Raw genomic sequence first — 24,034 nt, forward strand, 5'->3', positions numbered from 1 at the left:
CGGCCGGCTAATTGCCGAGGGGAAGATCAAGCGGGACAAGCCGCTGGTGGAGATTGGGGAGGAGGAAAAGGCGTTTGAGTTGCTACAGGGGGGAGTGGGGGGCGATTTGGCGATGTATCAATCAACCGCGATGGCGAGCGCATTCCTGTGCGCCGACCTGCGCCAGCGCCTGGCCGAGCGCCAGTCCGTGGAGGCCCGTCTGGCCGAGGCGCTGGTGCAAGAGGTGGCCTGACCATGTCTTGGATAGGCGAAGCCACGGGCCTGTGGGGTGTGCTCAGCAAGGGCTGGGACTGGTGGCGCGACCCGGCCCGGCTGTCGGCTCAGCGCCTGATCCGTGCCTTCGAGGCGCATGGCGTGGCTCGGCAGCAGATCATTCGACTGGTGCCGACCGCTATCGCCCAGGCCAAGCCTGAACTGGGCATGGCCGATTGCTCGTCGCCCGAGCAACTCAAGCCCAAGCTGACCCCGGCCTTGCTGGATTGGGCGGCAGGGTATTTGAATTTGCGCAGGGATTGGCTCGACGGCAGGGAGGATGCACCGCCGCACATGGTGGTGGACCATTACAAGCACCCCGCCCGATACGGCCCTTGGCTGCAGGCGCGCAAGAGGGAAGCGCCGGAGGTGCAACGCTATTTGTCCGTCTGGAAAGCCCACGGCACCCCGGTAGGGCCGGTGCGGATGGTCCACTGTGCCTGGTTTATGAAGAAACCACCGAAGGGCTGGGCGGCATGGAGTGGTCGCGCTACAGGCTGTGGGCCGATGGATGGACCATGGGCCATGCCCACTGTGTGGAAAACCTGGCCGCTGTGGTGCATGTGGCGCAGCAGGCCGGGTGTTGGTGGTGGGCAAGGAGCTGAGGGCGCGTGACTTGATGCGCCTGCAAAAGGGCCAAGCGCTGGTACCGGAGCTGCTGCAGCGCACGCGGGGCAGTTGGCATCCCACCGATTTGGTGGACCCGCCTCTCCAGCACGATTCGCCGTGGCGCCGGGCCATGTGGCAGGGTGGACAGGGTTTATTGGCGCAGCTGGACCTCGTTACTGCGCTCCAGGCCGCAACGCCTGCGACAGAGCCTGTCGATCAGCCCGGCAAGTAGAGTTTGCGCAGGGCCTCTATGGCTCGTGCAGAACCCGGATCAGCGTACCTGGTGGCACCGCCTGCTCAGGCGCCCTGGGCCCAGCTGTAGCAGGCCCGAGGGCCGCCCCTTCATCTATCCTCTGCACGAGCACATTCCTGAGCAACTGGAGAACATGGAGCGCTTGTGCGAGCTCTTCCAGCAATCAGGGCCCGCATGGACTCACGATGGAACTGGCCGAGCTCTACCGCGCCCAGGGCCGCTTTGATGAGGTCCGTGCCTTGCTGCAGGCGATCGACCCCAAGACTTCGGTACGACTGGACGATTGATTGCCCGGTTGGTCGAGGAGAAAGAGCGCGCCCCGATGCGGTATGAGATGTGAGTTTGATTCACGCTACGCCTGCCGATGCAGTTTTACAAATGTCAGGTTTTCTCAGGTTTTGGCGTTGTGCGGGGACCTCGGTAAATCTTGGCTTTGATGGATACCGAGTTGGATTCCTGCGTCTGAAGAGTTGACGCTTTTCCGCAGGAAAAGTGCAGTTTCCGTGGCAACCGCATTGGTAACCAGTCATTGGCAACCTGTGGACGCATGTTCAGTAGGTTGCTTGCGGTGTGATTCGCTTCGGACACGAGAACGGTAGCTGCATGCCATTTTGGGATGAGGGCGGCCATCGGATGGACCCGATGACGCATCTGTGCTCGCGCGCGTGCGCGTATTGTTCTGAAAACTAACCCTCAAATGTGCCTGGCGTTTTGGTTTTGGTTAGGACTTGCGTCGAGGGTGGTGTGGCCTTTAGAGCTCAATGTTGCAGCCGTTATTTTCCAAGTCGTTTCGGGGGGTGTCGTGGTCACGTGATTGCTTCCCTCATGTCTCAGTGATGCAGTTGCTTTCCTGCAGATGGCATCTCTAGATGGTTTCCGCGAGACGGTGCAGGCGAGGCGATGTTCGTCCCTCCTACTGCACCGTGAGACGGTGTAGCCGACACATCTGCTACACCGCGAGGCGGTGCAGTAGTGCGTTTGTCTGTACCGTGAGCCGGTGTAAGCCCCGTGTTTTTCAGCGGTTGATTCTGCTGGTATGCGCCGCGCTGGAACGTCTCGGTCGCGCCCGCGTCATAACCGGGCAGCCGGTCGAGCGTTTGCCACGTCAAGGCGTACCAGCTTGCTCTGTTGGGGCGGTGCCCTTTGACCGTCTCGTGGATGAACCCGGCCTCAATCAACTCGCGCTTGGCTCGGGTTATTACGTCAGAGCTCTTCCAGCCGCGTTTGCTCAGATATGCGGCAGACGCCAGCAGGCGCCCGTTGTTGTCGAACACGAACTGACGCGCCAATTCAAAAAGCAAAGAGCGCGCTGGATGGCTCAGGCCCAAGAATGCGGGGCAATCAAGAACGGACCAAGGCATGGCAACAAAGCCGCCAGGATCGCGCCCAGAGCCCTTCTTGCGGGTGTTGTTGCGTCCGTTAGCCATTTTTGTCGGCTGCAAGGTGCAGCGGATGGGACACGGCGGCTTCAAGTGCCTGGAGCGCTCGCTTGACCCGCTGATAGCCTTCATAGTGATCCGAGGCGCCTTGAAGAGCGCTTGCCGCCAGAGCTTGGGCAACAGTCAGCATCGACTGCTGGGCGAGAGGAGCCGTAGCGCGCTGTCCGGCCTCTACGCCGGCCACCTTGTTCACCAACTTGTTGATGTTGGTGTGCACGACGTGCTCATTGGGAGACCCAGATGCCAGAGCGTGGACCTCATTGTGCAAACGGCGGTAGGTCGGAAGGTACTCAACTTTGCGTATTTCGGCCGCCATGCGCGCATCGCGGAACGCCTTGACGAGGCGTACCTTCAGCTCCCTTACACGGACGGTATTGCGGCTGTAGGTCAACAGCAGGTAGGCCTGATCCTCATTGAGCAGAGCGAATTTCATCGACTGCCCGGTACGCCTGTCCGGAGAAGGTCCGATTTCAAATCGAACCTTCTCCAACTCTTCAAAGTCCGCTTGATGGGTGCTAACCAGTTTAAACAGACTCTCGTGCTGGGTTCCGAGGTGCTCTGCCAACAGGCGGCTGTCGATTCGAGCTTCGGTTTGGTTGGTAATGAGCTCCAGGGGCGGCGGCTGCTTATGGTGGAGCGTGGACTTCGTTTGCATCGTCAGCTCCTTAAATCGTGGCGTTGGTCTGCGCCGCGATCCAGGCACGAACGTCGCCAACTTTCCAGGCAGTCACACGCTGAGACAATTTGATGGGCTTGGGGAAGGTGCCCGCCTTGGCCATGCGCCAAAGCGTCGGGGCGCTGAACGGCAATGGCGGCGTGGCGTGTGGCCGCTTGGGGCTGCGCACCAGGTCTGCCTCGCGCAGCAGGGCACTGTCAGGCAGATGATCGAATACCGATGGGGTGATGGTGGCCGATGCGGTAGTAGCGTTGTTGGCGCTGGGAATGGCCTGGGCGATAGCCGTGCGGGGCGGGGTGGTTTGGGGTGACATTGAGGGCGTCCTTGTGAGTGGAGCCTTCAATATCTTTTCCAATCTACGTGGAGATAATCCTCCGTGCGGTGCTACGATTAGCCTGAGCGGCGCAATGCTTAGTCAATGCAGCGCAGCGTCTATCGAATCGGTTCGGGCGTTTTTCTCAATGCTCGTCTCGCTGTTCCAAATCCCATGTCTAGAGCTGCGCACTCCTGTTCAGCGCACATATCACGACTTTCGTATTTTCCTGTTGCCCACATCGCACGAATTTGTTCTTGCTTTTCACGGCTGCCGCCAGGCCTCGCGTGCAGCGCATTTGCTGCGGCTTTTCCTCGATTTGATGCGGTGATTTTAGATTTGATATTTTCGCTGGACATCGCCTGTCCGATTATCGCCGCCTTATGTAAATTGTCCATGTGATCAAGAGATTCCGCCGTCGCCGCTTTTGCTGCGGTTACAAGCTGCACGGCGGTCTTGTGCAAGAGGTCTATTGTCTGAGCGTCATCATCTGATTGCACCATGTAGACGGCTAATGTATTTATCGCTGCATCAAAATCCATCCAATCGCGCAGCTCCTCTGCTTTTGCAAAAACGCGCGGATCATTTTCAAATCCACTTGCTTTCATTTTATTTTTCTGCTCTTCTAAATAAACTTTCAAGCGGTCCAATATTTCTTGCATACGCGTCCTGATTTGTTATCTGAAACATAGAGGTGCTGTCAAATTGGAGGGTCGATAGCGGGGATCAGTCGATGAATAGGCGCAGGTGGGAAGCTGCCTGCTTGTTTACGCCGTCTTCAACTGGATCAAGTCCGCGCCCATCCGCAGTTTGTCCAGGTAGTCCGCCCAGCGTTGCATCATTTCCCGCCGTGCCGGTAGGTGCGCCGTGCGGTTGTAGGCCCGTCCGTTCACGTCCTTCACTGCGTGTGCCAGTTGGTGCTCTATCAGGTCCACCCGTTCCCCGAGCACCTCATCCATGATGGTGCGCGCCGTGGCCCGGAAGCCGTGAGCGCTGTGTACCTCTTTGGCGTAACCCATGCCGCGCAGGGCAGCATTGATGGTGTTCTCGCTCATGGGTCGCTCGCCGGTACGCAGGCTGGGAAAAACAAACTTGCCGTGGCCGGTGGCCGGGTGCATACAGCGCAGTAGCGCCAGCGCCTGGGTGGACAAGGGCACGATGTGGTCTGCCTTCATCTTCATCTTGGCGCCAGGGATGCGCCACTCTGCCGCCTCCAGGTCAATCTCGGCCCATTCCATGGTGCGCAGTTCTCCGGGGCGTACAAACACCAGCGGAGTGAGTCGCAGTGCTGCCACGACATTGGGGTGACCGCCGTAGGCGAAGATGGAGCGCATCAAGTCGCCCAACGGCTTTGGCTCGGTGATGGCTGCAAAGTGGCTTGGAGCGGCTTTGGCCAGCGAACCCTTGAGGTCTTGGGTCACGTCACGCTCGGCTGCGCCGATAGCTACTGCATAGCGAAATACCTGCCCTGTCACTTGCTTGACCCGGTGCACGCTGTCGAGCGCTCCGCGCGCTTCCATCTTGCGCAGCGCTGCCAGTACGTCCCGTGGTCCGATGGCCGACATGGGCAAAGAGCCAATGAAAGGGATCACGTCCTTCTCCAGCCACGAAGTGATTTTGTTCTGCGTGGTGGCCGCACGCTCTGCCGCTGTCTTGGCGAGCCAGTCTCGCGCCACAAGCTCAAAGGTGTGCGCGGCCGCGTCGGCTTTGGCCCGCTTTTCCTCGCGCTTGGCGGTGCTGGGGTCGATCCCGTCCGCCAGCAACTCACGGGCCTTGTCACGTCGCGCCCGGGCTTTGGCCAGCGACACCGCCGGGTACACGCCCAGCGCCAGCGTTTTTTGCTTTCCTGTGAAGCGGTAGCTCATACGCCAGTATTTGCCGACGCCCTTGACGTGAAGGTACAGCCCTTGCCCGTCAGTGTGCTTTTCACCCGTCGCAGACCCGGTGGGTTTGACGTTCTTCACGAAGGTGTCTGTCAGTGCCATCGAGGTGCCTCCTTTGTTGGTATCTCTGGCGTTGGTATTTCCAGATACCTGCATAAGTACCAACAAAATGTTGGTATGTCATGGTACTCAGTGAGGGGTCGTGAGGCAAAGAAAAACCCGCTACACCTATGAGATGTAGCGGGTTTTTCGGTTTCTGATGCTGTCTGAAACCATCAGATGGTGCCCGGGGCCGGAATCGAACCGGCACTCCTTTCGGAGGGGGATTTTGAGTCCCCTGCGTCTACCAATTTCACCACCCGGGCTGCAATTTGTGGAGTCGCAAATTATGGCACAGTAGGGCGGATGAAATACCCGACGATCGAAGATGCAATTGGCCACACGCCCCTGGTGGCCCTGCAGCGCATCGGTGCGCAGGACAACGCGGCGCGCGGCAATGTGGTGCTGGGCAAGCTCGAAGGCAACAACCCGGCGGGCTCGGTGAAGGACAGGCCGGCGCTGGCCATGATCCAGCGCGCCGAGGAGCGCGGCGAGATCCGCCCTGGCGATACGCTGATCGAGGCGACTTCGGGCAATACCGGCATTGCACTGGCCATGGCGGCGGCCATCAAGGGCTACCGCATGGTGCTGGTGATGCCCGAGGACTTGTCCGTCGAGCGCGCGCAGACCATGAAGGCCTTTGGCGCCGAGTTGCTGCTCACGCCCAAGAGTGGCGGCATGGAATACGCGCGCGATCTGGCCGAAAGCATGCAAAAGCAGGGCAAGGGCCGGGTGCTCGACCAGTTTGCCAATGCCGACAACCCGCGCATCCACTACGAGACCACGGGCCCCGAGCTGTGGGAGCAGACGGGCGGGCGCATCACGCACTTTGTCTCGGCCATGGGCACCACGGGCACGATCACCGGCGTGTCGCGCTATCTGAAGGAAAAGAACCCGAACGTGCTGATCATCGGCGCGCAGCCGCAAGAGGGCTCGCGCATTCCGGGCATCCGCAAGTGGCCCGAGGCGTACATGCCGGCCATCTACGATCCGCGCGCGGTCGACGAGCTGGTGCTGGTCAGCCAAGACGACGCCGAGGACATGTGCCGGCGCCTGGCGCGCGAAGAGGGGATTTTTGCCGGCATCTCGGCCGCCGGCGCCTGCTGGGTGGCGCAGCAGATCGCCGCGCGCGAGCACGACGCGACCATCGTGTTCGTGGTTTGCGACCGGGGCGACCGCTACCTGTCCACGGGCGTGTTTCCGGCCTGATTCCATTGCGACATCCCCCGTGCGCTGTGTTTGAATGCCGCGCTACTGCACTGTCTGAGGCCGTCCTTGGCGTTCACGCTGGGTGGAACAATGGGATGCAGGAATTTGGGGCAAGTCGGCCTTCAGCGCTTATGGGGTAAGCGCTGGCAGCTATCAAAAGAAGACTTCATGCAGCACGAAACCCGCTTTTGCACGCACTGCGCCACGCCGCTGGCGCGGATCCGCCAGGCCGAGGACGGCGGCGACGTCGAGCGGCTGCGCTGCCCGGCCTGCGGCTGGACGCACTGGAGCAACCCGACGCCGGTGCTGGCGGCGATCGTCGAAGTCAATGGCCAGGTGCTGCTGGCGCGCAATGCGGCCTGGCCCGCCAAGATGTTTGCGCTGATCACGGGCTTCATGGAAGCGGGCGAGTCGCCGCAGGACGGCATCGCGCGCGAGGTCAAGGAAGAGACCAACCTCGATGTGCGCTCGGCCACGCTGGTCGGCGCCTATGAGTTCCTGCGCATGAACCAGGTCATCATCGCCTACCACGTGGTGGCCGAGGGCCAGGTCCAGCTCTCGCCCGAGCTGCTGGACTACCGGCTCTACGACTTGCCGGACCTGCGCTGCTGGCCTGCCGGCACCGGCTATGCGCTGGCCGACTGGCTGCGCACGCGCGGCCACGAGCCGGTGTTTTTCACCGAAGAAGAAAATGCAGAGCGGCGCCGCGGACTGGGCCTGCCGCCAAAGGACTGAAAGACCATGGAAATCCACAAGGAAATCGACACCCGCGGGCTCAACTGCCCGCTGCCCATCCTGAAGGCCAAGAAGGCGCTGGCCGACATGGCCAGTGGCCAGCTGCTCAAGGTGCTGTCCACCGACGGCGGTTCGCTGCGCGATTTCCAGGCGTTTGCCAAGCAGACCGGCAACGAGCTGGTCGAGCAGCAGACGCAGGGCGGCGAATTCATCCACGTGCTGCGCCGGCGCTGAGCGGGCGACAGACGAAGCCGGAGGGCCGCAGGCCGAGCACGCCTGCCGTGCGCAGGCTGCCCCCGCCCATGCTGGCTCTTCCAGGGCGCGGGAATTCAGGTCAAATCGGCCTCAAACGCTTATCTGTCAAGCGCTGTCAGCTATTGAAGGGTGAGCGTTTCATGCGTTGCCCACGCTGCGCCTGCGGCGGGAGCCGCAGCCCTGCGCTCACAGCGCCAGCGTTTGCAGGTACGCCCGGAATGCCGATCCCACCTCGGGGTGCTGCAGCGCCAGTTCCACGGTGGCTTCGAGAAAGCCTTCCTTGCTGCCGCAGTCGTAGCGCTTGCCCGCGTACTGGAAGGCGTACACGGCCTCGTGCGCCATCAGGCGGGCGATGGCGTCGGTGAGCTGGATTTCGCCACCTGCGCCCTTGGGCTGGTTGCGGATTTCGCTAAAAATGGCCGGCGTGAGGATGTAGCGCCCGGCCACGCCCATGCGCGAGGGGGCGCTTTCGGGGGAGGGCTTTTCGATGATGCGCTGGAGGCGCATCAGCGGGCCGCCCGCCGGTTCGCCGGCCACGATGCCGTAGCGGTTGACCTGGTCGGCCGGCACCTCCTGCACGGCCAGCATCGAGCGGCCCTGCTGGCGAAACGCCTGCACCATTTGCGCCAGCACGGGCTCGCCGTCGGGCGGGCCCACCATCAGGTCGTCGGCCAGCAGCACGGCGAAGGGCTCGTTGCCCACCAGTGGCTCGGCGCACAGCACGGCGTGGCCCAGGCCCAGCGAGCGCGGCTGGCGCACGAAGGCGCAGTCCATGTCGCTCGGTTGCACCGAGCGCACCAGTTCCAACAGCGCATTCTTGCCGGCCGCCTCGAGTTCGTTTTCGAGTTCGTAGGCGGTGTCGAAATGGTCTTCGATGGCGCGCTTGCTGCGGCCCGTGACAAAGATCATGTGGCGGATGCCGGCGGCGTAGGCCTCTTCGACGGCGTACTGGATCAGCGGCTTGTCCACCACCGGCAGCATCTCTTTCGGGGACGCCTTGGTGGCGGGCAGAAAGCGCGTGCCCAGGCCCGCCACGGGGAACACGGCTTTGCGAACGGGGGCATTGGTCGATGGGTTCATGGCGGCCTCAGGCAAGGGTGGAACGGTGGTGCGTGGCGGGTTTTCAGCCCAGGCGGGCCAGTTGCTCGCGCAGGCGTTCGAGCGTGGCACCGAAGTCGGCCACGCGCTTCTTTTCCTGCTCGATGACGGCGGCCGGCGCCTTGGCGACAAAGGCCTCGTTGCCCAGCTTGGCGTTTGCCTTGGCGACCTCGCCGTCGATGCGCGCGATTTCCTTGGACAGGCGCGTGCGCTCGGCGGCCACGTCGATCTCCATGTGCAGGCACAGGCGCGCGCCGCCGACCACGGCCACGGGCGCGGCCTGCGCGGCGGCCGCCCAAGCGGCCTCGTCGTCGAACACCTTGACTTCGCTGAGCTTGGCCAGCGCCTGCAGCACCGGCGCGGCGCTGCGCAAAAATTCGCTGTCGCCCACGGCATACAAAGGCAGGCGCGCGGCGGGCGAGACGTTCATCTCGCCGCGCAGCGTGCGGCAGGCGTCGACCAGCGCCTTGAGGCGCGCGACGTGGGCGATTGCCGCCTCGTCGATCTTCTCGGGCTGCGCCTCGGGGTAGCGCGCGATGCTGACCGACGCGCCCGCCAGGCCGGCCACGGGCGCGACCTTCTGCCACAGCTCTTCGGTGATGAACGGGATGATGGGGTGGGCCAGGCGCAGGATGGCTTCGAGCGTGCGGATCAGCGTGCGGCGCGTGGCGCGCTGCTGGGCGGCGTTGCCGGTCTGGATCTGCACCTTGGCGATTTCCAGGTACCAGTCGCAGAACTCGTTCCAGACGAAGTCGTAGACCGTGTTGGCGACGTTGTCGAGCCGGTACTCGGCAAAGCCCTTGGCGACTTCGGCCTCGGTCTTCTGCAGCTGCGAGCTGATCCAGCGGTCGCACTGGCTGAAGTCCAGGTAGCCCTCGAAGGCGCCGCCGGGCTGGCACTTTTCCTTGGTGTGCTCCTGCAGGCCGCAGTCCTGGCCTTCGCAGTTCATCAGCACGAAGCGGCTGGCGTTCCAGAGCTTGTTGCAGAAGTTGCGGTAGCCCTCGCAGCGCTTGCTATCGAAATTGATGCTGCGCCCCAGGCTGGCCAAGGCCGCGAAGGTGAAACGCAGGGCATCGGCGCCATAGGCCGGAATGCCGTCGGGAAATTCCTTTTGCGTGTCCTTGCGCACCTTGGGCGCGGTTTCGGGCTTGCGCAGGCCGGTGGTGCGCTTGCCCAGCAGCGGCTCGAGCGCGATGCCGTCGATCAGGTCGACCGGGTCGAGCACGTTACCCTCGCTCTTGCTCATCTTCTTGCCCTGCGCGTCGCGCACCAGGCCGTGGATGTAGACATGCCTGAACGGCACGCGGCCCGTGAAGTGCGTGGTCATCATGATCATCCGGGCCACCCAGAAGAAGATGATGTCGTAGCCCGTCACCAGCACGGAGGAGGGCAGGTAGAGGTTGTAGTCGTCGGTGGGCGCGTCGCCCTGGTGGGGCCAGCCCATGGTCGAAAAGGGCACGAGGGCCGATGAGTACCAGGTGTCGAGCACGTCCTCGTCGCGGCGCAGGGTCTTGCCGGGCGCCTGTGCCTGGGCGTCGGCCTCGTTGCGCGCCACGTAGACCTGGCCGTCCTCGTCGTACCAGGCGGGAATCTGGTGGCCCCACCACAGCTGGCGCGAGATGCACCAGTCCTGGATGTTGTTCATCCACTGGTGGTAGGTGTTGACCCAGTTTTCCGGCACGAAGGTGACGGCGCCCGAATCGACCGCGTCGATGGCCTTCTGCGCAATGCTCTTGCCGGTGGGGTCGGAGTCACTGACCTTGCCCATGGCGACGAACCACTGGTCGGTCAGCATGGGCTCGACCACCTGGCCGGTGCGCGTGCAGATCGGCACCATCAGCTTGTGCTTCTTGATCTCGACCATCAGGCCGGCCGCTTCGAGGTCGGCCACGATCGCCTTGCGCGCCACGAAACGGTCCATGCCGCGGTATTTTTCGGGCGCCTCGTCGTTGATGGTGGCCTGCAGCGTCAGCACGCACACCATGGGCAGGTGGTGGCGTTGTCCGACCTGGTAGTCGTTCGGGTCGTGCGCTGGCGTGACCTTCACCACGCCCGTGCCGAATTCCTGGTCCACGTACGCGTCGGCAATCACCGGAATCTGGCGGTCGCACAGCGGCAGGTTGACCATCTTGCCGATCAGGTGCTGGTAGCGCGCGTCTTCGGGGTGCACCATCACGGCCACGTCGCCCAGCATGGTCTCGGGGCGCGTGGTGGCCACCACCAGCTGGCCTGAACCGTCGGAGAGCGGGTAGGCGATGTGCCACAGCGAACCGTCTTTTTCTTCGCTCTCGACTTCGAGGTCCGACACGGCGGACTGCAGCTTCGGGTCCCAGTTGACCAGGCGCTTGCCGCGGTAGATCAGGCCCTGTTCGTAGAGGCGCACAAAGGTCTCGGTCACCACGGTGGACAGTTTGGCGTCCATGGTGAAGTATTCGCGGCTCCAGTCCACGCTGTCGCCCATGCGGCGCATCTGCGTGGTGATGGTGTTGCCGGACTGTTCCTTCCACTCCCACACCTTGGCGACGAAGTTCTTGCGCGCTTCGGGGGGCGTGGCGCCCATGTCGTGGCGGCTGATGCCCAGTTCTTGCAGCTGGCGCTCGACGACGATCTGCGTGGCGATGCCGGCGTGGTCGGTGCCGGGAATCCAGGCGGTATTGAAGCCGCGCATGCGGTGGTAGCGCGTGAGGCTGTCCATGATCGTCTGGTTGAACGCATGGCCCATGTGCAGCGTGCCGGTGACGTTGGGCGGCGGCAGCTGGATCGCGAACGACGGCGCATCGGCCTGCGCCGCGCCGCTGCCGCGCACGCCGGCCGCGCCGTAGCCACGCGCCTCCCACTCGGGGCCCCAGTGGGCTTCGAGCGCGGCGGGCTCGAACGATTTGGACAGGCTGGCAAGGCCGGGTTGGGCAGGGGTGTCGCTCATGGAGGGGGCAATGGCAAATGAAAACGGCATCCCAAAGGATGCCGTGGTGTTGGACGGTGGGCGGGATAGGCTGATTTTAGACCGCCACCGCACCTGGGCGCAGGGCGGCGTGTGCGCGCCCCGGGTCGGATGCGCGCACCAGCTGTGCCGCCACCGCCACCGCAATCACCTCGGGCTCCTTGCCGCTGATGCCGTCGATGCCGATCGGGCAGGCCATGCGCGCGATCGCGGCGGGGTCGATGCCACGCTGCTCGAAGCGGTGCACGAAGCGGTTCCTCTTGGTCTTCGAGCCGATCAGACCGAAGAAGCCAAAGTCGCCGCGCCGCAGGATGGCCTCGCTGATGCGCAGGTCGAGGTCGTGCTGGTGCGTGAGCACCAGGTAATACGCACCGGGCGGTGCGGTGGCGACTTCGGCCTCCACTGCATCGACGCACAGCCTGCGGATGTGCGCGGGCCAGGGGCCGCCCAGCCCATCGAAGCTGGCCGGAAACTCGTCTTCGCGTTCATCGATCCAGTCGACCACGCAGTGCAGCGGGGCGAGCGCCCGCGCGATGGCGCGGCCCACATGGCCGGCGCCGTACAGCTGCAGGTGAAAGCGCGGCGGCACCAGCGGCCAGGCGGACAGCGCCGCGGCGTCGAGCGGGGCAAAGCCCAGCGTCACGGCACCGCCGCAGCATTGGCCGAGCGCGGGGCCCAGCGGGTAGTGCACCGACAGCGGCGGGCGGGCCTGGCCGGCCAGCAGCGCGCGCGCCTGGGCGATGGCCTGGAGCTCCAGGTGGCCGCCACCGATCGTTCCGGCCAGGTCCGACGCGCCCACCAGCATGCGCGTGCCGGCGCCGCGCGGCACCGAGCCGCGCGCGTCGAGCACTTCGACCACGGTGGCGCGCTGCCCGCAGGCCAGCCACGCGGCGGCGGTGTCGCGCAGGCAGGCCATGGCTAGGCCTCCTGCGCCGCCTGCACCGCCGTGATGGCGCGCAGGATGGATTCGCTGGTGGCCGGCGCGCTCAAGGGCGGGTCGGAGTGGTGGCCCCCCGCGGCCGACACCGCGTCGCGGATGGCGAAGAACACCGAGAACGGCAGCAACAGCGGCGGCTCGCCCACGGCCTTGCTGCGGTGGATGCTGTCCTCCGCGTTCTGCCCTTTGAACAGTTCGCAGTGCAGCACGGGCGGGCAGTCGTTGGCGGTGGGGATCTTGTAGGTGCTGGGTGCATGCGTGGTCAGCTTGCCGCTGGTGGGATGCCAGACCAGCTCTTCGGTGGTCAGCCAGCCCATGCCCTGGATGAAGGCGCCTTCGATCTGGCCGATGTCGATGGCCGGGTTCAGCGACGTGCCGGCGTCGTGCAGGATGTCGGCGCGCAGCAGCTTCCACTCGCCCGTAAGCGTGTCCACCACGACCTCGCTGGCGGCCGCGCCGTAGGCAAAGTAGAAGAACGGCCGGCCCTGCATCTTGTCCTTGTCCCAGCTCAGGCCCGGCGTGGCGTAGAAGCCGTCGGACCACAGCTGCACCCGCTCCAGGTAGGCATGGTCGACGAGGGCACAAAACGCCATCTGCCGGCCGTTGACCTGCACCAGGTCGTTGGCGAAGCGCACCGCTGCCGGCTCGCCGCCGTGCAGCTGGGCGGCGCACGCGGCCAGCCGCTCCCGGATCTGGCGCGCGGCATCCTGCGCGGCCTTGCCGTTCAGATCGGCGCCCGTGGAGGCCGCCGTGGCGGACGTGTTGGCCACCTTCTGCGTGTCGGTGGCGGTGACGCGCACGCGCTCGAAACCCACGCCGAGTTCGTGCGCCACGACCTGCGCCACCTTGGTGTTCAGGCCCTGGCCCATTTCGGTGCCGCCGTGGTTGACCAGGACCGAGCCATCGGTGTAGACGTGCACCAGCGCGCCGGCCTGGTTGAGGTGCTTGACGTTGAACGAGATGCCGAACTTGACCGGTGTGAGCGCGATGCCGCGCTTGAGCACGGGGCTCGCGGCGTTGAAGGCGGCTATCTCGGCGCGGCGGCTGCGGTAGCCGCTGCTGGCTTCGAGCTGCGCGCTCAGCTCGTGGATGATGTTGTCGGTGACGGTCTGGCCGTAGGGCGTGACGTTGTTGTGCGCCTTGCCATAGAAGTTGGCGCGGCGCACGTCCAGCGGGTCCTTGCCCAGCGTGCGCGCCACCGAGTCGAGGATGTTCTCGATGGCGATCGCGCCCTGGGGCCCGCCAAAGCCGCGGAACGCGGTGTTCGACTGCGTGTTCGTCTTGCCCGAGAAGCCGTGCATGGACACATCGGGCAGCCAGTAGGCGTTGTCAAAATGGCACATCGCGCGCGTCATCACCGGGCCCGAGAGGTCGGCCGAGTGCCCGGCGCGCGAGACCAGGGTGATTTCGGCGCCCAGCACCTTGCCGGCAGCGTCGTAGCCGACTTCGTACTCGTACCAGAAGCAGTGGCGCCGGCCCGTGACCAGGAAGTCGTCGTCGCGGTCCAGGCGCAGCTTGACCGGGCGCCGGAGCCGGCGCGCCGCCACCGCGGCCACGCAGGCGAACAGGGCCGACTGCGACTCCTTGCCGCCAAAGCCGCCACCCATGCGGCGGCACTCGACCTGCACGTGGTTGGACGGCACATTCAGCGCACGCGCCACCAGATGCTGCATCTCGCTCGGGTGCTGGGTCGAGCAATGCACGTGCATGCCGCCGTCTTCCTTCGGTGTGGCGTAGCTGATCTGCCCTTCGAGGTAGAACTGTTCCTGCCCGCCCACGGAGAGCGTGCCGCGCAGCCGGTGCGGCGCGCGCGCGATGGCGGCCTGCGCGCCGCCCTCGGTGGTGGCGCGCGCCAAGTGCATGGGCGGCAGCACGTACTGCTGCAGGGCATGGGCCTGCTGCGGCGTGAGCACGGGCGGCAGCGGGCTGATCGTCAGCGCGTCCCGGGCCAGCGCGGCGGCGCGGCGGGCCGCATCGCGCGTCTGGGCGACCACGGCAAAAACCGGCTGGCCCAGGTAGCGGACCTCGCCGTCGCACAGGATGGGGTCGTCGGGGACGATGGCGCCGCAGTCGTTGGCGCCGGGAAGGTCTGCGGCCGTGATGACGTCCACCACGCCGGGCATGGCATGGACGCGGTCGAGCGACAGGCCGGTCAGCGTGCCGTGGGCCACGGGCGACAAGCCCAGCGCGCAGTGCAGGGTGCCGGCCAGCTCGGGCAGGTCGTCGATGTAGGCAGCTTCACCGGCCACGTGCAGGTGCGCCGACTCGTGCGGCCGGCTCACGCCCACGCGTGCGCCCGCGCGCTCGGCGCGCGCTTCGGCGCTCTGGTCGATGCGGGTCGCGGTGTTCTGCAGATAGTCCGAAAAGGTTTCAGCGCGCTGCAGCAGCCGCGCGTCCACGGGTTGGTTCATGTCAGGCTCCCTGAAGGTCGGACGGGCTGGCGGTAGCCGCTGGCGCGGCGTGCGGCATGGCGCTGAACACGCTGGTCAGCGCGCTGGGCAGCGGATCGGCCGTGCGCGTTTCCAGCCAGAAGCGCCGCAGCAGGTTCTGCGCCACCTGCAGCCGGTAGCCGGCGCTCGCGCGCATGTCGGACAGCGGCGCGAAGTCGCTGGCCAGGGCCGCCTGGGCCGCCTGGACCGCTTCTTGCGACCAGGGCTGGCCCCGCAGCGCGGCCTCGGCGTGCGCCGCGCGCCGGACCGTGGCCGCCATGCCGCCAAAGGCCAGGCGCACGGCGGCGACCCGGTCGCCGTCGAGCTCGATCGCAAAGCCGCCGCACAGCGCCGAGATGTCGCAGTCAAAGCGCTTGCTGATCTTGTAGCCGCGCACCTGGCGCGCCAGGGCCGTGAGTGGGATCGCCAGCCCCTGCACGAACTCACCCGTTTCGAGCCGGTTCTTCATGTAGTCGGTATAGAAGTCCTGCAGCGGCATGCGGCGCACGCGTTCGCCGCGCCGCAGCTCGATCTGCGCATCGAGCGCCATCAGGATCGGCGGCGAGTCGCCGATGGGCGAGCCGTTGGCCACATTGCCGCCCATGGTGCCGGCGTTGCGGATGGGCGGCGAGGCAAAGCGCAGCCACATATCGGTGAGCGCCGGCACGCGCTGCACCAGGGCCTCCCAGGCGCGGGTGAGCGAGGCGCCCGCACCGATGTAGAGCTCGCGGCCGCCGAGGTGGTCGCGTTCCTCGACGACCTTCATCGCGTCGACGTCGCCGACGAAAAGGATGTCGCCCAGGTCGCGGAACATCTTGTTGACCCACAGGCCCACGTCGGTGGAACCGGCCAGCAGCTGGGCCTGGGGGTGCTGCAGGCGCAGCGCGGCCAGCGCGTCCAGCGTCCGGGGGGCGTGGAAGTGGTCGGTGCGCCGGGCCGCGTTCGGGCCGGCATAGCTGAACGAGCCTTCGCTGGCGCCGCGCGCGATGCCCTGCAGTGCTGCGACCACGGGTGCCGTGTCGAGTGCGATCGCCGGCAGGTCGAACATGCGCTGGCCCGCGTCGAGGATGGGCCGGTAGCCGGTGCAGCGGCACAGGTTGCCCGACAGGTCGTCGGCCAGCTGCTGGCGCGTGGGCTGCGTGTCGCAGGCGCTGTGGTGTTCGTACGTAGACCACAGCGACATCACAAAGCCCGGCGTGCAGAAGCCGCACTGCGAGCCGTGGCAATCGACCAGCGCCTGCTGCACCGGGTGCAGTGCACCAGGCTGCGTTGCGGTGTCGGCGGCCTTCAGGTCTTCGACCGTGAACAGCGCCTTGCCGTGCAGCGTGGGCAGGAACTGGAGGCAGGCGTTCACAGTGCGCAGCGCCAGGCCGCGCACGGTCGTGCCCGGCGCCTCGCTGCGCCCGGGCAGTTCGCCGATCATGACCGTGCAGGCGCCGCAGTCGCCCTCGTTGCAGCCTTCCTTGGTGCCGGTGCAGTGGGCGTCTTCGCGCAGCCATTCGAGCACGGTGCGCGTGGGGTGCGCGCCGCGGACTTCGACAACGGCGCCCCGGTGGTAGAAACGGATGGCTTGGTGTGGCATGGACGACGGATGGGAGGGTCAGAGGTATCCCTGAAACTTAGTCGCTTTCTTGCCGGCAGGCATATGCCGAAAGGAATAGTCTCTATGCGGTGGTGCATATGGCGCTCCGCGCGGATTTCGCCAAGATCGGGCCTCGGAGTCGGCCGTCCATCCGATGCGGCCGCTGCCGGGCAGTGCCCGCCCCTTCGTTCGCCGGGGCCGATGGCCCGGTCTTACCAAACGACCTCATGACCACGATGTCACCCTCCAAGCTCGCACTGCGCGGCGATCTGCTCGATTTCACCGGCACGCCCGAATGGGCGGTGGTCGATGCCGCGGCCGTGCGCTTCCGCCCCGACCACTGGCTGCTGATCGAGGGCGGCCGCATCACCGGCGTGCAGCCCGGCGACCAGGCGCCGGGCGCGGACTGGGTGCAGCACGACCACCGCGGCAGGCTGCTGCTGCCCGGCTTCATCGACACCCACGTGCACAGCCCGCAGATCGACATGATCGCCAGCTACGGCGCCGAGCTGCTCGACTGGCTCCACACCTACACCTTCCCCGCCGAGATGCGCTTTGCCGACCCGGCCGTGTCGCAGGCGGGCGCCGCGCGCTTTCTGGATGCGCTGCTGGCCAGCGGCACGACCAGCGCCGTGGTCTTTCCGACCGTCCACAAAGCCAGCGCCGACGCACTGTTTGCCGGCGCCAGCGCGCGCGGCATGCGCCTCGTCACGGGCAAGGTGCTGATGGACCGCCACGCGCCGCCCGCGCTGTGTGACGACGTGGCAGGGGCCGAGCGCGACTGTGTCGACCTGATCGAGCGCTGGCACGGCGTGGGCCGCAATGCCTATGCTGTGACCGTGCGCTTTGCGCCCACCAGCACGCCGGCGCAGCTGGCCATGGCGGGGCAGCTGTGCGCGGCCTACCCGGGCACCTACATGCAGACCCATGTCGCAGAGAACCGCGACGAGGTGGAATGGGTGCGGCAGCTCTTTCCGCAGGCGCGCAGCTACCTCGATGTCTACGCACGCGCTGGCCTGCTGCATGCGCGCAGCGTGCTGGCGCACGGCATCTGGCTCGACGCCAACGACCGCGCAGCGATCCGCGACAGCGGCGCGCAGGTGGCGCACAGCCCCTCGTCCAACCTGTTCCTGGGCAGCGGGCTGTTCGACTGGCACGCCGCCGTGCAGGCGGGAATCCACGTCAGCGTGGCCACCGACGTCGGCGCCGGCACCAGCCTGTCGATGCAGCGCACGCTGGCCGACGCCTACAAGGTGCAGGCGCTGGCCGGCCAGCGCCTGACCGCCTGGAAGGCGCTGCACAGCGCCACGCGCGGCGCGGCGCATGCGCTGGGGCTGGCGGGTGAAATCGGCTCGTTCGATGTCGGCTGCACCGCCGACGTGTGCGTGTGGCGCTGGGCCAGCGGCGCGGTGGCCGAGCGCCGGCACGCACTGGCGCGCGACCTGCACGAACGCGTGTTTGCCTGGCTCACCCTGTCGGACGAGCGCAACCTGGCGGCCGCCTATGTGGCGGGCGTGGACCGCCTGCCCGCTGCCGCAGCAGCGCCGCAGGAGGTGAGCGACTAGGGCGCCCCTGGCAGCGACCTGCGCGGCCCCGGCGCCGCGCCCCTCAAAACAACGGCAGCCGCCGCAGAGCGGCAAACCCTTCCTGGAGACAAACCCATGTTAGAGCGACTTTTCAAGCTGAAAGAGCACGGCACCGACGTGCGCACCGAGATCGTGGCGGGTCTGACGACCTTCCTCACGATGGCCTACATCGTCTTCGTCAACCCGTCCATCCTGGGCGCCGCCGGCATGCCGCAGGACGCGGTGTTCGTCGCCACCTGCCTGATCGCGGCGCTGGGCACGGCCATCATGGCGCTGTACGCCAACTACCCGATCGCGCTGGCGCCCGGCATGGGGCTGAACGCGTACTTTGCGTTCGTCGTCGTCGGCGCCATGGGCTATTCGTGGCAGACGGCGCTGGGGGCGGTTTTCGTCTCGGGCTGCCTGTTCCTCGCGATCACGGTGTTCGGCCTGCGCGAGCTCATCGTGCGCGGCATTCCGCAATCGATCCGCACGGCCATCGTCGTCGGCATCGGCATGTTCCTGGCGATCATTGCGCTCAAGAGCGCCGGCATCGTGGTGGCCTCGCCCACCACGCTCGTGACGCTCGGCGACCTGCACCAGCCCCCGGCCGTGCTGGCGGTGATCGGCTTCATCCTGATCGTCGTGCTCGACCGGTTTCGCGTGCCCGGCGCCATCCTGATCGGCATCGTCACGGTGACCGTGCTGTCGTTCTTCTTCGGCGGCAACCAATTCGCCGGCGTCTTTGCGCCGCCGCCCTCGATCGCGCCCACCTTCCTGCAGCTCGACATTGCCGGCGCCCTCCAGGGCGGCGTGCTCAACGTGGTGCTGGTGTTCTTCCTGGTCGAGCTGTTCGACGCCACCGGCACGCTGATGGGCGTGGCCAAGCGCGCCGGCCTGCTCGTGCCGGGCCGCATGGAGCGGTTCAACAAGGCCCTGCTGGCCGACAGCGCCGCCATCTTTGCCGGATCGATGCTGGGCACGTCCAGCACCACCGCCTATGCCGAGAGCGCCGCAGGCGTGCAGGCCGGCGGCCGCACGGGCCTGACCGCGCTGACGGTGGCGGTGCTGTTCCTGGCCTGCCTGTTCATCTCGCCGCTGGCCGCCGTGGTGCCGGCCTACGCCACCGCGCCGGCGCTGCTGTTCGTGGCCTGCCTGATGCTGCGCGAACTGGTCGAGCTGAACTGGGACGACCCGACCGAGGTGATCCCCGGCGTGATCACGGCGCTGATGATGCCCTTCACCTACAACATCGCCAACGGCCTGGCGTTCGGCTTCATCTCGTACGCCGTGCTCAAGCTGTTCACCGGCAAGGCCCGCGACGTGCACTGGATGGCCTGGATCATTGCCGCGGTGTTCCTGTTCAAGTTCATCTACATGGGCGGGCACTGACGCCTGGGCGGCCGCACACCGGCAGGTGCGTGGCCGCTGTGGGTTTTCAGTGAAATGAGCCTCAAACGCTTTATGGGAAAGCGCTGATAGCTATGAAAACAGTAGCTATCAGGTGCGACTGGGCACGTACTCCGGGCGGTCGTTCGCCTGCGGCTTGAGGGGTGCGGTGGCGCGGCCCTCGGCGCGCTCGCTGCGCCACTGCGCCTTGCGTGCCGTCCACTCGGCCAGCCGCTGGTGCGCCACGGTGCTGTCCTTCTCCATCTGCGCCGCGTCGGCCAGCTGCGCCGACAGTTCCAGCCGGATGCCGTTGGGGTCGAAGAAATAGATGCTCTTGAAGATGTGGTGGTCGGTCACGCCCAGCACCTCGATGCCGTGCGCCTGCAGCCGCGCCTTGGTGTTTTCCAGCTCCTGCACGGTGTTGACGCGGAAGGCGATGTGGTTGACCCAGGCCGGCGTGTTGGGCGAGGGCTCGGCCTTGACATCGTCGCCCAGGTCGAAGAAGGCGATGAACGAGCCGTCCTGCAGGCGGAAGAAGAAATGCGTGTACGGGCAGTACTCGCCCGTGCTCGGCACGTAGTCGCTCTGGATGATGTGGTAGAGCGGCAGGCCCAGGATGTCTTCGTAGAAGTGGCGCGTTTCCTCGGCGTCGCGCGCCTTGTAGGCGAAATGGTGCAGCTGCTGCACGGCCGCGGGCGGCGGCAGTGTGGCGGGGTCGGGGGTGGGCAGGGCGTTCATGGCGGTCTCCGGGGAATGTGCCGAAATTCTACTATCCGTAATTTGTTTACGTTAGTTCAATTTCGCTGCGCTGCAGGCGCTGGACCGGGCACAAAAAAGCCCGCTCCCTGCGAGCAAGGGGCGGGCTGGCGGGGCCGGCAGCGTGGCAGGCCTGCGCTGGCTGCTTACTGCTTGACGGCCTCGACCTGCACGATCAGGCGCACGTTCTTGGCAAAGCCCCAGTCGATGCCGTAGTTCATGCCGAACGCCGTGCGGTCGATGGTGGTTTCGAAGTCGCCGCCGCAGGTTTCGCGCTTTTGCAGCATGGGGTTGGGGTAGCAGTTGAACTTGGACGCCTTGAGCGTGACGGGCTGGGTCTTGCCCATCAGCGTGAGCTGGCCGGTCACTTCGCTGACCTTGTCGCCGCTGAAGTTGAACGTATCGGACACGAAGCGGGCCGTGGGGTGCTTGGCCGCGTCGAACAGCTCGGCGCTTTGCAGGTGTTTGTCGAAGGCAGCGGTGCCCGTGTTGATCGAGTTGATGTGGAGGGTCAGGTCCACCTTGCCCGCCTTGCCGTCACGGTCGAATTGCACGGTGCCTTCCTTCTTGTCGAAGCGGCCGCGGTTGGTGGTGGCGCCCATGTGGTCGATCTCGAAGGTCACGAAGGTGTGGGTGGGATCGATGGCGTATTGCGCGGGGGCTGCGTGGGCAACACCTGCGGCCAACGTTGCGGCCGCGGCCAGGGCGAAGAGGGACTTGCGCATGAAGGGTTCCTTGAGAAAAAGGGTGGCAGAAAGAAAAATCAGAGCTTGCCCACGCCGCTGAGCGCGAGCTTGAAGGTCACTTGCACGTCGTCGGCGACCATGGAGGTGTCGGCCCACTCGTTCTCGCCGATCTTGTAGGCCAGGCGCTTGAGGGCCAGCGTGCCGGTGGCGGTGGTGGTGGCGCCGTTCTGCGCCAGGGTCACGGGCACGACCACGTCGCGCGCCTGGCCCTTGATGGACAGCTTGCCCGCCACCTCGAACTTGCCCCCGCCCAGCGCCTTGACGGCGCTGGACTGGAAGCTGGCCTGGGGGAACTGGGGCACGTTGAACCACACGGGCTTGGGCAGTTCGGCGTCGGTCTCGCGCGAGCCGAGCGTGGCGCTGCCGGTGTCCACCGTGAAAGCGATCTTGCTGGCGGCGGGCTGGGCGGGGTCGAAGGCGATCTGTGCGTCGAATTTCTTGAAGTGCCCCTGCAGCGGTACGCCCATCTGGCGCGCCGTGAAGGCCACGCTGCTTTGTGCGGGCAGCAGCTTTTGTTCGGCATAGGCGGGCACGGTGGCCAGCACGGCGCAGGCGCCCAGCAGGGCAGCGGACAGGGATACAGAAATTTTCATGGGGAACTCGGGAGCGGGAAAAAGGGTTCGGACAGCGTGCGCGGCCAAGGCTTCAACGCCGGCCAGGCCACATGCGCGTGAGCAGGCCGTCGCGGTCGATCCACTGGTGCTTGAACGCCGCGGCCACATGCAGCCCGGCCAATGCCGCGAGGGCGTAGGCGCTGATCTGGTGCCACGGCTTGAGGGCCTCGGCCAGCGCATCGCTGGCCGGCACGAAGTCGGGCAACTGCACCAGTCCGAGGAACACGATGGGGAAGCCGGCCGCCGAGCTGTAGGCCCAGCCGATCAGGGGCACGGCGAAAAACAGCGCATACAGCAGGTGGTGCGTGCCGTGGTGCGCCCATTTCTGCCAGGCGGGCATGGCCTGCACCATCGTGGCAGGCAGGGCCGGGGGGCGGTGCGTGAGGCGCCACAGCAGGCGCAGCAGCGACAGCGTGAGGATGGCCACGCCGGCCCATTTGTGCCAGTTGTAGAGCTTGAGGCGCTGCGGCGAGAACGGCAGGTCGGCCATGTACAGGCCCAGCGCAAACAGGGCCATCAGCGCTGCGGCCAGCAGCCAGTGCAGCGCGATGGCGGTGTGGCTGTAGCGCGCGGAACGCGCCGGGGCGGTCGGAGAGGAAGAAGGCATGCAGGGCGCCAAAAGGGCGGTAAGGGGGCGTTAGAGGGAAAAAGTTCAGCACAGCAGCCGGCAGCCGCTTGGGAGCCAGTGTAGGAAACGGAAGCTTCTTTCCGTTTCAACGGGATTGATGTCTCGATTCAAATGAATTGAACGAGTTGCCGTGGCTGGGCCGCAGGCAAGGCCTTCCTCGGATGGGCTCAGCCCGCGAGCGCAGCGCTTTTCCAGGCCTGTGCGGCGGCCCCTGCGTCGCCGCGCTGCTCGGCCAGTTCAGCCAGCCGGCGCCACGCGCTCTGGCGCAGCGAGGTGTCCTGCAGCTGCTGCGTGGACTGCGTCAGCAACTGCTGCGCCTTGCCCCACAGCTGGCGCTGCACGCAGGCTGCGCCGGCGAGGTACTGCAGGCGCGGGTCGCGCGGGTTGGCCTGGGCCGCGGCTTCGATGCGCGCCAGCCAGGTGCCGTCGAGCGCGTCCATGCCCGACTCCAGCGCACGCACCAGCTTGAGCGCGTGGTGATCGGCCAAGGTGCCGGGAGCGCGCACCATGTGCTCCCACACCGGCAGCAGCCACTGGCGCACCGTCTGGCCATCGCCCCCGAGCTGCGCCAGGCGCTGCGCGGCATGGATGGCCAGCTCGGGCATGGCGCGCTCGGTCGCTTCGAGCGACTGCCAGGTGCCGTGCAGCTGCGCCGGGTCGTGCGCGCCGTTGAACAGTTCGATGGCCAGGCCGCGCACCAGGCTCTGCGCGGCCGGGGCCGAAAACGCGCCGTGCTTGGCCAGCAGGCGCGCGGTGTCCAGGGCGTCCTGCGTCTGGTGCGCCAGGCGCGCGGCCTTGAGCTTGACCCGCAGCGCCAGCGTGCGCCGCGCCGCGCCCTGCGGCAGGCTGGCCAGCCATTCGAGCGCGGAGGCGGCCTCGCGCTCGTCGAGTGCCCAGCGTGCGGCGCGCAGCTGGATGCCCTCGCGCAGCTCCTGCTCGTGGGCGGTGCCGCGCAGGGGCGCATGGTCGAGCGACTGCTGCAGGTGGCTGTCGCGGTGGGTGCGGTCTTGCAGCGCGTGCGAGCCCTCGGCCGCCACCAGGTGCGCCAGGGCGCGCAGTTGCCGGCCGTGGGGCACGGTCGCGCCGGCGCGGGCCAGCGCGCTTTCCTGTGCCAGGGCGCCCAGGGCCGCCTTGCGCGAGCGCAGGAAGCGGCCGGCCATGAGCTGCGCCATGGCGTCGAGCAGGGCCGAGTGCATGGCGCGCTCTTTTTGCTGCAGGCGCCAGCGGCGCGCCTGGTGCGGCAGTTCTAGCAGCGCGGCGAGCGCGCGCAGGGCCGCATACAGCGTGGCGAAGCCCAGCGCCAGCAGCAGCACCACCATGTTGAGCGACAGATCGAGCCGGTAGGGCGGCCAGAACAGCGTGACGCTGCCCTGGTTGTTGCCCGCAAACAGGGCCGTCGCGACGGCCACGCCAAACAGGGCCAGGAGCCAGAGTGCTGCGCGCATGCGGTTCGTCCTCGCGCGCTTCAGCGGCCGGCGGCCGCGGTGGCCAGCGCGGACAGGGTTTCGTCCAGGCGCGGCAGTTCGGCGGACTTCATATTGGCCTGGGCCTGCTGCAGCACCGTGGCGGCGTTCTGTGTGCGCCGCGATGCCGGGTCGAAATACTTGTTGAGCGCGGCGCTGGCCG

The 24,034-nt window shown here is 66.4% G+C and carries 22 protein-coding genes, 1 tRNA gene and 1 pseudogene; 7 read left to right on the forward strand and 17 right to left on the reverse strand.

What is annotated here, in order from left to right:
• Both B2J89_RS05170 and B2J89_RS05175 read left to right on the forward strand, forming a co-directional pair.
• Nucleotides 1-232, forward strand: a 232-nt coding sequence (locus tag B2J89_RS05170) for a hypothetical protein (protein WP_169168163.1), incomplete at its 5' end; no start/stop codon positions are given.
• A gap of 2 nt (nucleotides 233-234) precedes the next feature.
• Entirely contained in the window at nucleotides 235-867 is a 633-nt protein-coding gene (locus tag B2J89_RS05175) for a hypothetical protein (RefSeq protein ID WP_169168164.1), read from the forward strand.
• Nucleotides 868-1,944: 1,077 nt separating this feature from the next.
• On the opposite strand, the gene B2J89_RS05180 is transcribed toward B2J89_RS05175, so the two are convergent.
• From B2J89_RS05180 to B2J89_RS05205, 6 genes are all read right to left on the reverse strand, one after another.
• Nucleotides 1,945-2,541, reverse strand: a complete 597-nt coding sequence (locus B2J89_RS05180; protein WP_169168165.1) for a hypothetical protein — start codon at nucleotides 2,539-2,541, stop codon at nucleotides 1,945-1,947.
• On the reverse strand, nucleotides 2,534-3,208 hold the full coding sequence (locus B2J89_RS05185) for a Rha family transcriptional regulator (RefSeq protein ID WP_169168166.1): 675 nt from the start codon (nucleotides 3,206-3,208) through the stop codon (nucleotides 2,534-2,536). The genes B2J89_RS05180 and B2J89_RS05185 overlap by 8 nt, the downstream gene beginning before the upstream one ends.
• Before the next feature lie 10 nt (nucleotides 3,209-3,218).
• On the reverse strand, nucleotides 3,219-3,542 hold the full coding sequence (locus B2J89_RS05190; protein ID WP_169168167.1) for an AlpA family phage regulatory protein: 324 nt from the start codon (nucleotides 3,540-3,542) through the stop codon (nucleotides 3,219-3,221).
• A 119-nt stretch (nucleotides 3,543-3,661) separates the two neighbouring features.
• Nucleotides 3,662-4,204 (reverse strand): hypothetical protein, encoded by a 543-nt coding sequence (locus B2J89_RS05195; protein ID WP_169168168.1) that lies wholly within the window; start codon nucleotides 4,202-4,204, stop codon nucleotides 3,662-3,664.
• Between the two features lie 105 nt (nucleotides 4,205-4,309).
• Nucleotides 4,310-5,527, reverse strand: coding sequence for an integrase arm-type DNA-binding domain-containing protein (locus tag B2J89_RS05200; protein WP_169168169.1), 1,218 nt, complete (start codon nucleotides 5,525-5,527; stop codon nucleotides 4,310-4,312).
• A 178-nt stretch (nucleotides 5,528-5,705) separates the two neighbouring features.
• Nucleotides 5,706-5,790 (reverse strand) — tRNA-Leu (locus B2J89_RS05205).
• Between the two features lie 40 nt (nucleotides 5,791-5,830).
• On the opposite strand from B2J89_RS05205, the gene cysM reads away from it, so the two are divergent.
• The 3 genes from cysM (at nucleotide 5,831) to B2J89_RS05220 (ending at nucleotide 7,702) form a co-directional block, all read left to right on the forward strand.
• Nucleotides 5,831-6,733, forward strand: a complete 903-nt coding sequence (gene cysM / locus B2J89_RS05210) for a cysteine synthase CysM (RefSeq protein WP_169168170.1) — start codon at nucleotides 5,831-5,833, stop codon at nucleotides 6,731-6,733.
• A 168-nt stretch (nucleotides 6,734-6,901) separates the two neighbouring features.
• The gene (locus B2J89_RS05215) at nucleotides 6,902-7,468 is read left to right on the forward strand and encodes an NUDIX domain-containing protein (RefSeq protein WP_169168171.1); all 567 of its coding nucleotides are present in this window, start codon (nucleotides 6,902-6,904) and stop codon (nucleotides 7,466-7,468) included.
• A gap of 6 nt (nucleotides 7,469-7,474) precedes the next feature.
• A complete protein-coding gene (locus tag B2J89_RS05220; RefSeq protein WP_169168172.1) occupies nucleotides 7,475-7,702 on the forward strand; it encodes a sulfurtransferase TusA family protein in 228 nt (75 codons plus the stop codon).
• Between the two features lie 207 nt (nucleotides 7,703-7,909).
• Here B2J89_RS05220 and galU read toward each other — a convergent pair whose 3' ends face one another.
• The 5 genes from galU to xdhA form a co-directional block, all read right to left on the reverse strand.
• Nucleotides 7,910-8,803 (reverse strand): UTP--glucose-1-phosphate uridylyltransferase GalU, encoded by an 894-nt coding sequence (gene galU / locus B2J89_RS05225; protein WP_169168173.1) that lies wholly within the window; start codon nucleotides 8,801-8,803, stop codon nucleotides 7,910-7,912.
• A 43-nt stretch (nucleotides 8,804-8,846) separates the two neighbouring features.
• Entirely contained in the window at nucleotides 8,847-11,744 is a 2,898-nt protein-coding gene (locus tag B2J89_RS05230) for a valine--tRNA ligase (protein ID WP_169168174.1), read from the reverse strand.
• A gap of 76 nt (nucleotides 11,745-11,820) precedes the next feature.
• The gene (gene xdhC / locus B2J89_RS05235; protein ID WP_169168175.1) at nucleotides 11,821-12,678 is read right to left on the reverse strand and encodes a xanthine dehydrogenase accessory protein XdhC; all 858 of its coding nucleotides are present in this window, start codon (nucleotides 12,676-12,678) and stop codon (nucleotides 11,821-11,823) included.
• Between the two features lie 2 nt (nucleotides 12,679-12,680).
• Nucleotides 12,681-15,110, reverse strand: coding sequence for a xanthine dehydrogenase molybdopterin binding subunit (gene xdhB, locus B2J89_RS05240; RefSeq protein ID WP_169168176.1), 2,430 nt, complete (start codon nucleotides 15,108-15,110; stop codon nucleotides 12,681-12,683).
• 1 nt (nucleotide 15,111) lies between these two features.
• Entirely contained in the window at nucleotides 15,112-16,710 is a 1,599-nt protein-coding gene (gene xdhA, locus B2J89_RS05245; protein WP_169168177.1) for a xanthine dehydrogenase small subunit, read from the reverse strand.
• A gap of 227 nt (nucleotides 16,711-16,937) precedes the next feature.
• Here xdhA and guaD point away from each other — a divergent pair, with 227 nt between their 5' ends.
• Nucleotides 16,938-18,275 carry a guanine deaminase gene (gene guaD / locus B2J89_RS05250; protein ID WP_205763716.1) on the forward strand — a complete coding sequence of 446 codons (1,338 nt, stop codon included), beginning with the start codon at nucleotides 16,938-16,940 and terminating at the stop codon, nucleotides 18,273-18,275.
• 96 nt (nucleotides 18,276-18,371) lie between these two features.
• A complete protein-coding gene (locus B2J89_RS05255; RefSeq protein WP_169168178.1) occupies nucleotides 18,372-19,667 on the forward strand; it encodes an NCS2 family permease in 1,296 nt (431 codons plus the stop codon).
• Between the two features lie 108 nt (nucleotides 19,668-19,775).
• Here the strand turns inward: B2J89_RS05255 and B2J89_RS05260 are convergent, their stop codons facing one another.
• From B2J89_RS05260 to B2J89_RS22690, 6 genes and pseudogenes are all read right to left on the reverse strand, one after another.
• Complete coding sequence (locus B2J89_RS05260) at nucleotides 19,776-20,402, reverse strand: VOC family protein (RefSeq protein WP_169168179.1); 627 nt, start codon at nucleotides 20,400-20,402, stop codon at nucleotides 19,776-19,778.
• Nucleotides 20,403-20,566: 164 nt separating this feature from the next.
• Nucleotides 20,567-21,145: a YceI family protein gene (locus B2J89_RS05265; RefSeq protein ID WP_169168180.1), complete on the reverse strand. Its 579-nt coding sequence runs from the start codon at nucleotides 21,143-21,145 to the stop codon at nucleotides 20,567-20,569.
• 38 nt (nucleotides 21,146-21,183) lie between these two features.
• Nucleotides 21,184-21,759 (reverse strand): YceI family protein, encoded by a 576-nt coding sequence (locus B2J89_RS05270; protein ID WP_169168181.1) that lies wholly within the window; start codon nucleotides 21,757-21,759, stop codon nucleotides 21,184-21,186.
• A gap of 52 nt (nucleotides 21,760-21,811) precedes the next feature.
• Entirely contained in the window at nucleotides 21,812-22,387 is a 576-nt protein-coding gene (locus B2J89_RS05275) for a cytochrome b (protein WP_169168182.1), read from the reverse strand.
• Nucleotides 22,388-22,575: 188 nt separating this feature from the next.
• Nucleotides 22,576-23,853, reverse strand: coding sequence for a heme biosynthesis HemY N-terminal domain-containing protein (locus B2J89_RS05280; RefSeq protein WP_169168183.1), 1,278 nt, complete (start codon nucleotides 23,851-23,853; stop codon nucleotides 22,576-22,578).
• 20 nt (nucleotides 23,854-23,873) lie between these two features.
• Nucleotides 23,874-24,034, reverse strand: a pseudogene (locus B2J89_RS22690) (hypothetical protein); the annotation flags it as partial.

The sequence above is a fragment of the Acidovorax sp. SRB_24 genome (assembly GCF_012931925.1).

Excerpts from the sequence above, each read along its gene's own strand:
- B2J89_RS05175 (WP_169168164.1), top strand. The coding sequence starts at position 235 with ATGTCTTGGATAGGCGAAGCCACGGGCCTGTGGGGTGTGCTCAGCAAG.
- B2J89_RS05180 (WP_169168165.1), bottom strand. The coding sequence starts at position 2,541 with ATGGCTAACGGACGCAACAACACCCGCAAGAAGGGCTCTGGGCGCGAT.
- B2J89_RS05185 (WP_169168166.1), bottom strand. The coding sequence starts at position 3,208 with ATGCAAACGAAGTCCACGCTCCACCATAAGCAGCCGCCGCCCCTGGAG.
- B2J89_RS05190 (WP_169168167.1), bottom strand. The coding sequence starts at position 3,542 with ATGTCACCCCAAACCACCCCGCCCCGCACGGCTATCGCCCAGGCCATT.
- B2J89_RS05195 (WP_169168168.1), bottom strand. The coding sequence starts at position 4,204 with ATGCAAGAAATATTGGACCGCTTGAAAGTTTATTTAGAAGAGCAGAAA.
- B2J89_RS05200 (WP_169168169.1), bottom strand. The coding sequence starts at position 5,527 with ATGGCACTGACAGACACCTTCGTGAAGAACGTCAAACCCACCGGGTCT.
- cysM (WP_169168170.1), top strand. The coding sequence starts at position 5,831 with ATGAAATACCCGACGATCGAAGATGCAATTGGCCACACGCCCCTGGTG.
- B2J89_RS05215 (WP_169168171.1), top strand. The coding sequence starts at position 6,902 with ATGCAGCACGAAACCCGCTTTTGCACGCACTGCGCCACGCCGCTGGCG.
- B2J89_RS05220 (WP_169168172.1), top strand. The coding sequence starts at position 7,475 with ATGGAAATCCACAAGGAAATCGACACCCGCGGGCTCAACTGCCCGCTG.
- galU (WP_169168173.1), bottom strand. The coding sequence starts at position 8,803 with ATGAACCCATCGACCAATGCCCCCGTTCGCAAAGCCGTGTTCCCCGTG.
- B2J89_RS05230 (WP_169168174.1), bottom strand. The coding sequence starts at position 11,744 with ATGAGCGACACCCCTGCCCAACCCGGCCTTGCCAGCCTGTCCAAATCG.
- xdhC (WP_169168175.1), bottom strand. The coding sequence starts at position 12,678 with ATGGCCTGCCTGCGCGACACCGCCGCCGCGTGGCTGGCCTGCGGGCAG.
- xdhB (WP_169168176.1), bottom strand. The coding sequence starts at position 15,110 with ATGAACCAACCCGTGGACGCGCGGCTGCTGCAGCGCGCTGAAACCTTT.
- xdhA (WP_169168177.1), bottom strand. The coding sequence starts at position 16,710 with ATGCCACACCAAGCCATCCGTTTCTACCACCGGGGCGCCGTTGTCGAA.
- guaD (WP_205763716.1), top strand. The coding sequence starts at position 16,938 with ATGACCACGATGTCACCCTCCAAGCTCGCACTGCGCGGCGATCTGCTC.
- B2J89_RS05255 (WP_169168178.1), top strand. The coding sequence starts at position 18,372 with ATGTTAGAGCGACTTTTCAAGCTGAAAGAGCACGGCACCGACGTGCGC.
- B2J89_RS05260 (WP_169168179.1), bottom strand. The coding sequence starts at position 20,402 with ATGAACGCCCTGCCCACCCCCGACCCCGCCACACTGCCGCCGCCCGCG.
- B2J89_RS05265 (WP_169168180.1), bottom strand. The coding sequence starts at position 21,145 with ATGCGCAAGTCCCTCTTCGCCCTGGCCGCGGCCGCAACGTTGGCCGCA.
- B2J89_RS05270 (WP_169168181.1), bottom strand. The coding sequence starts at position 21,759 with ATGAAAATTTCTGTATCCCTGTCCGCTGCCCTGCTGGGCGCCTGCGCC.
- B2J89_RS05275 (WP_169168182.1), bottom strand. The coding sequence starts at position 22,387 with ATGCCTTCTTCCTCTCCGACCGCCCCGGCGCGTTCCGCGCGCTACAGC.
- B2J89_RS05280 (WP_169168183.1), bottom strand. The coding sequence starts at position 23,853 with ATGCGCGCAGCACTCTGGCTCCTGGCCCTGTTTGGCGTGGCCGTCGCG.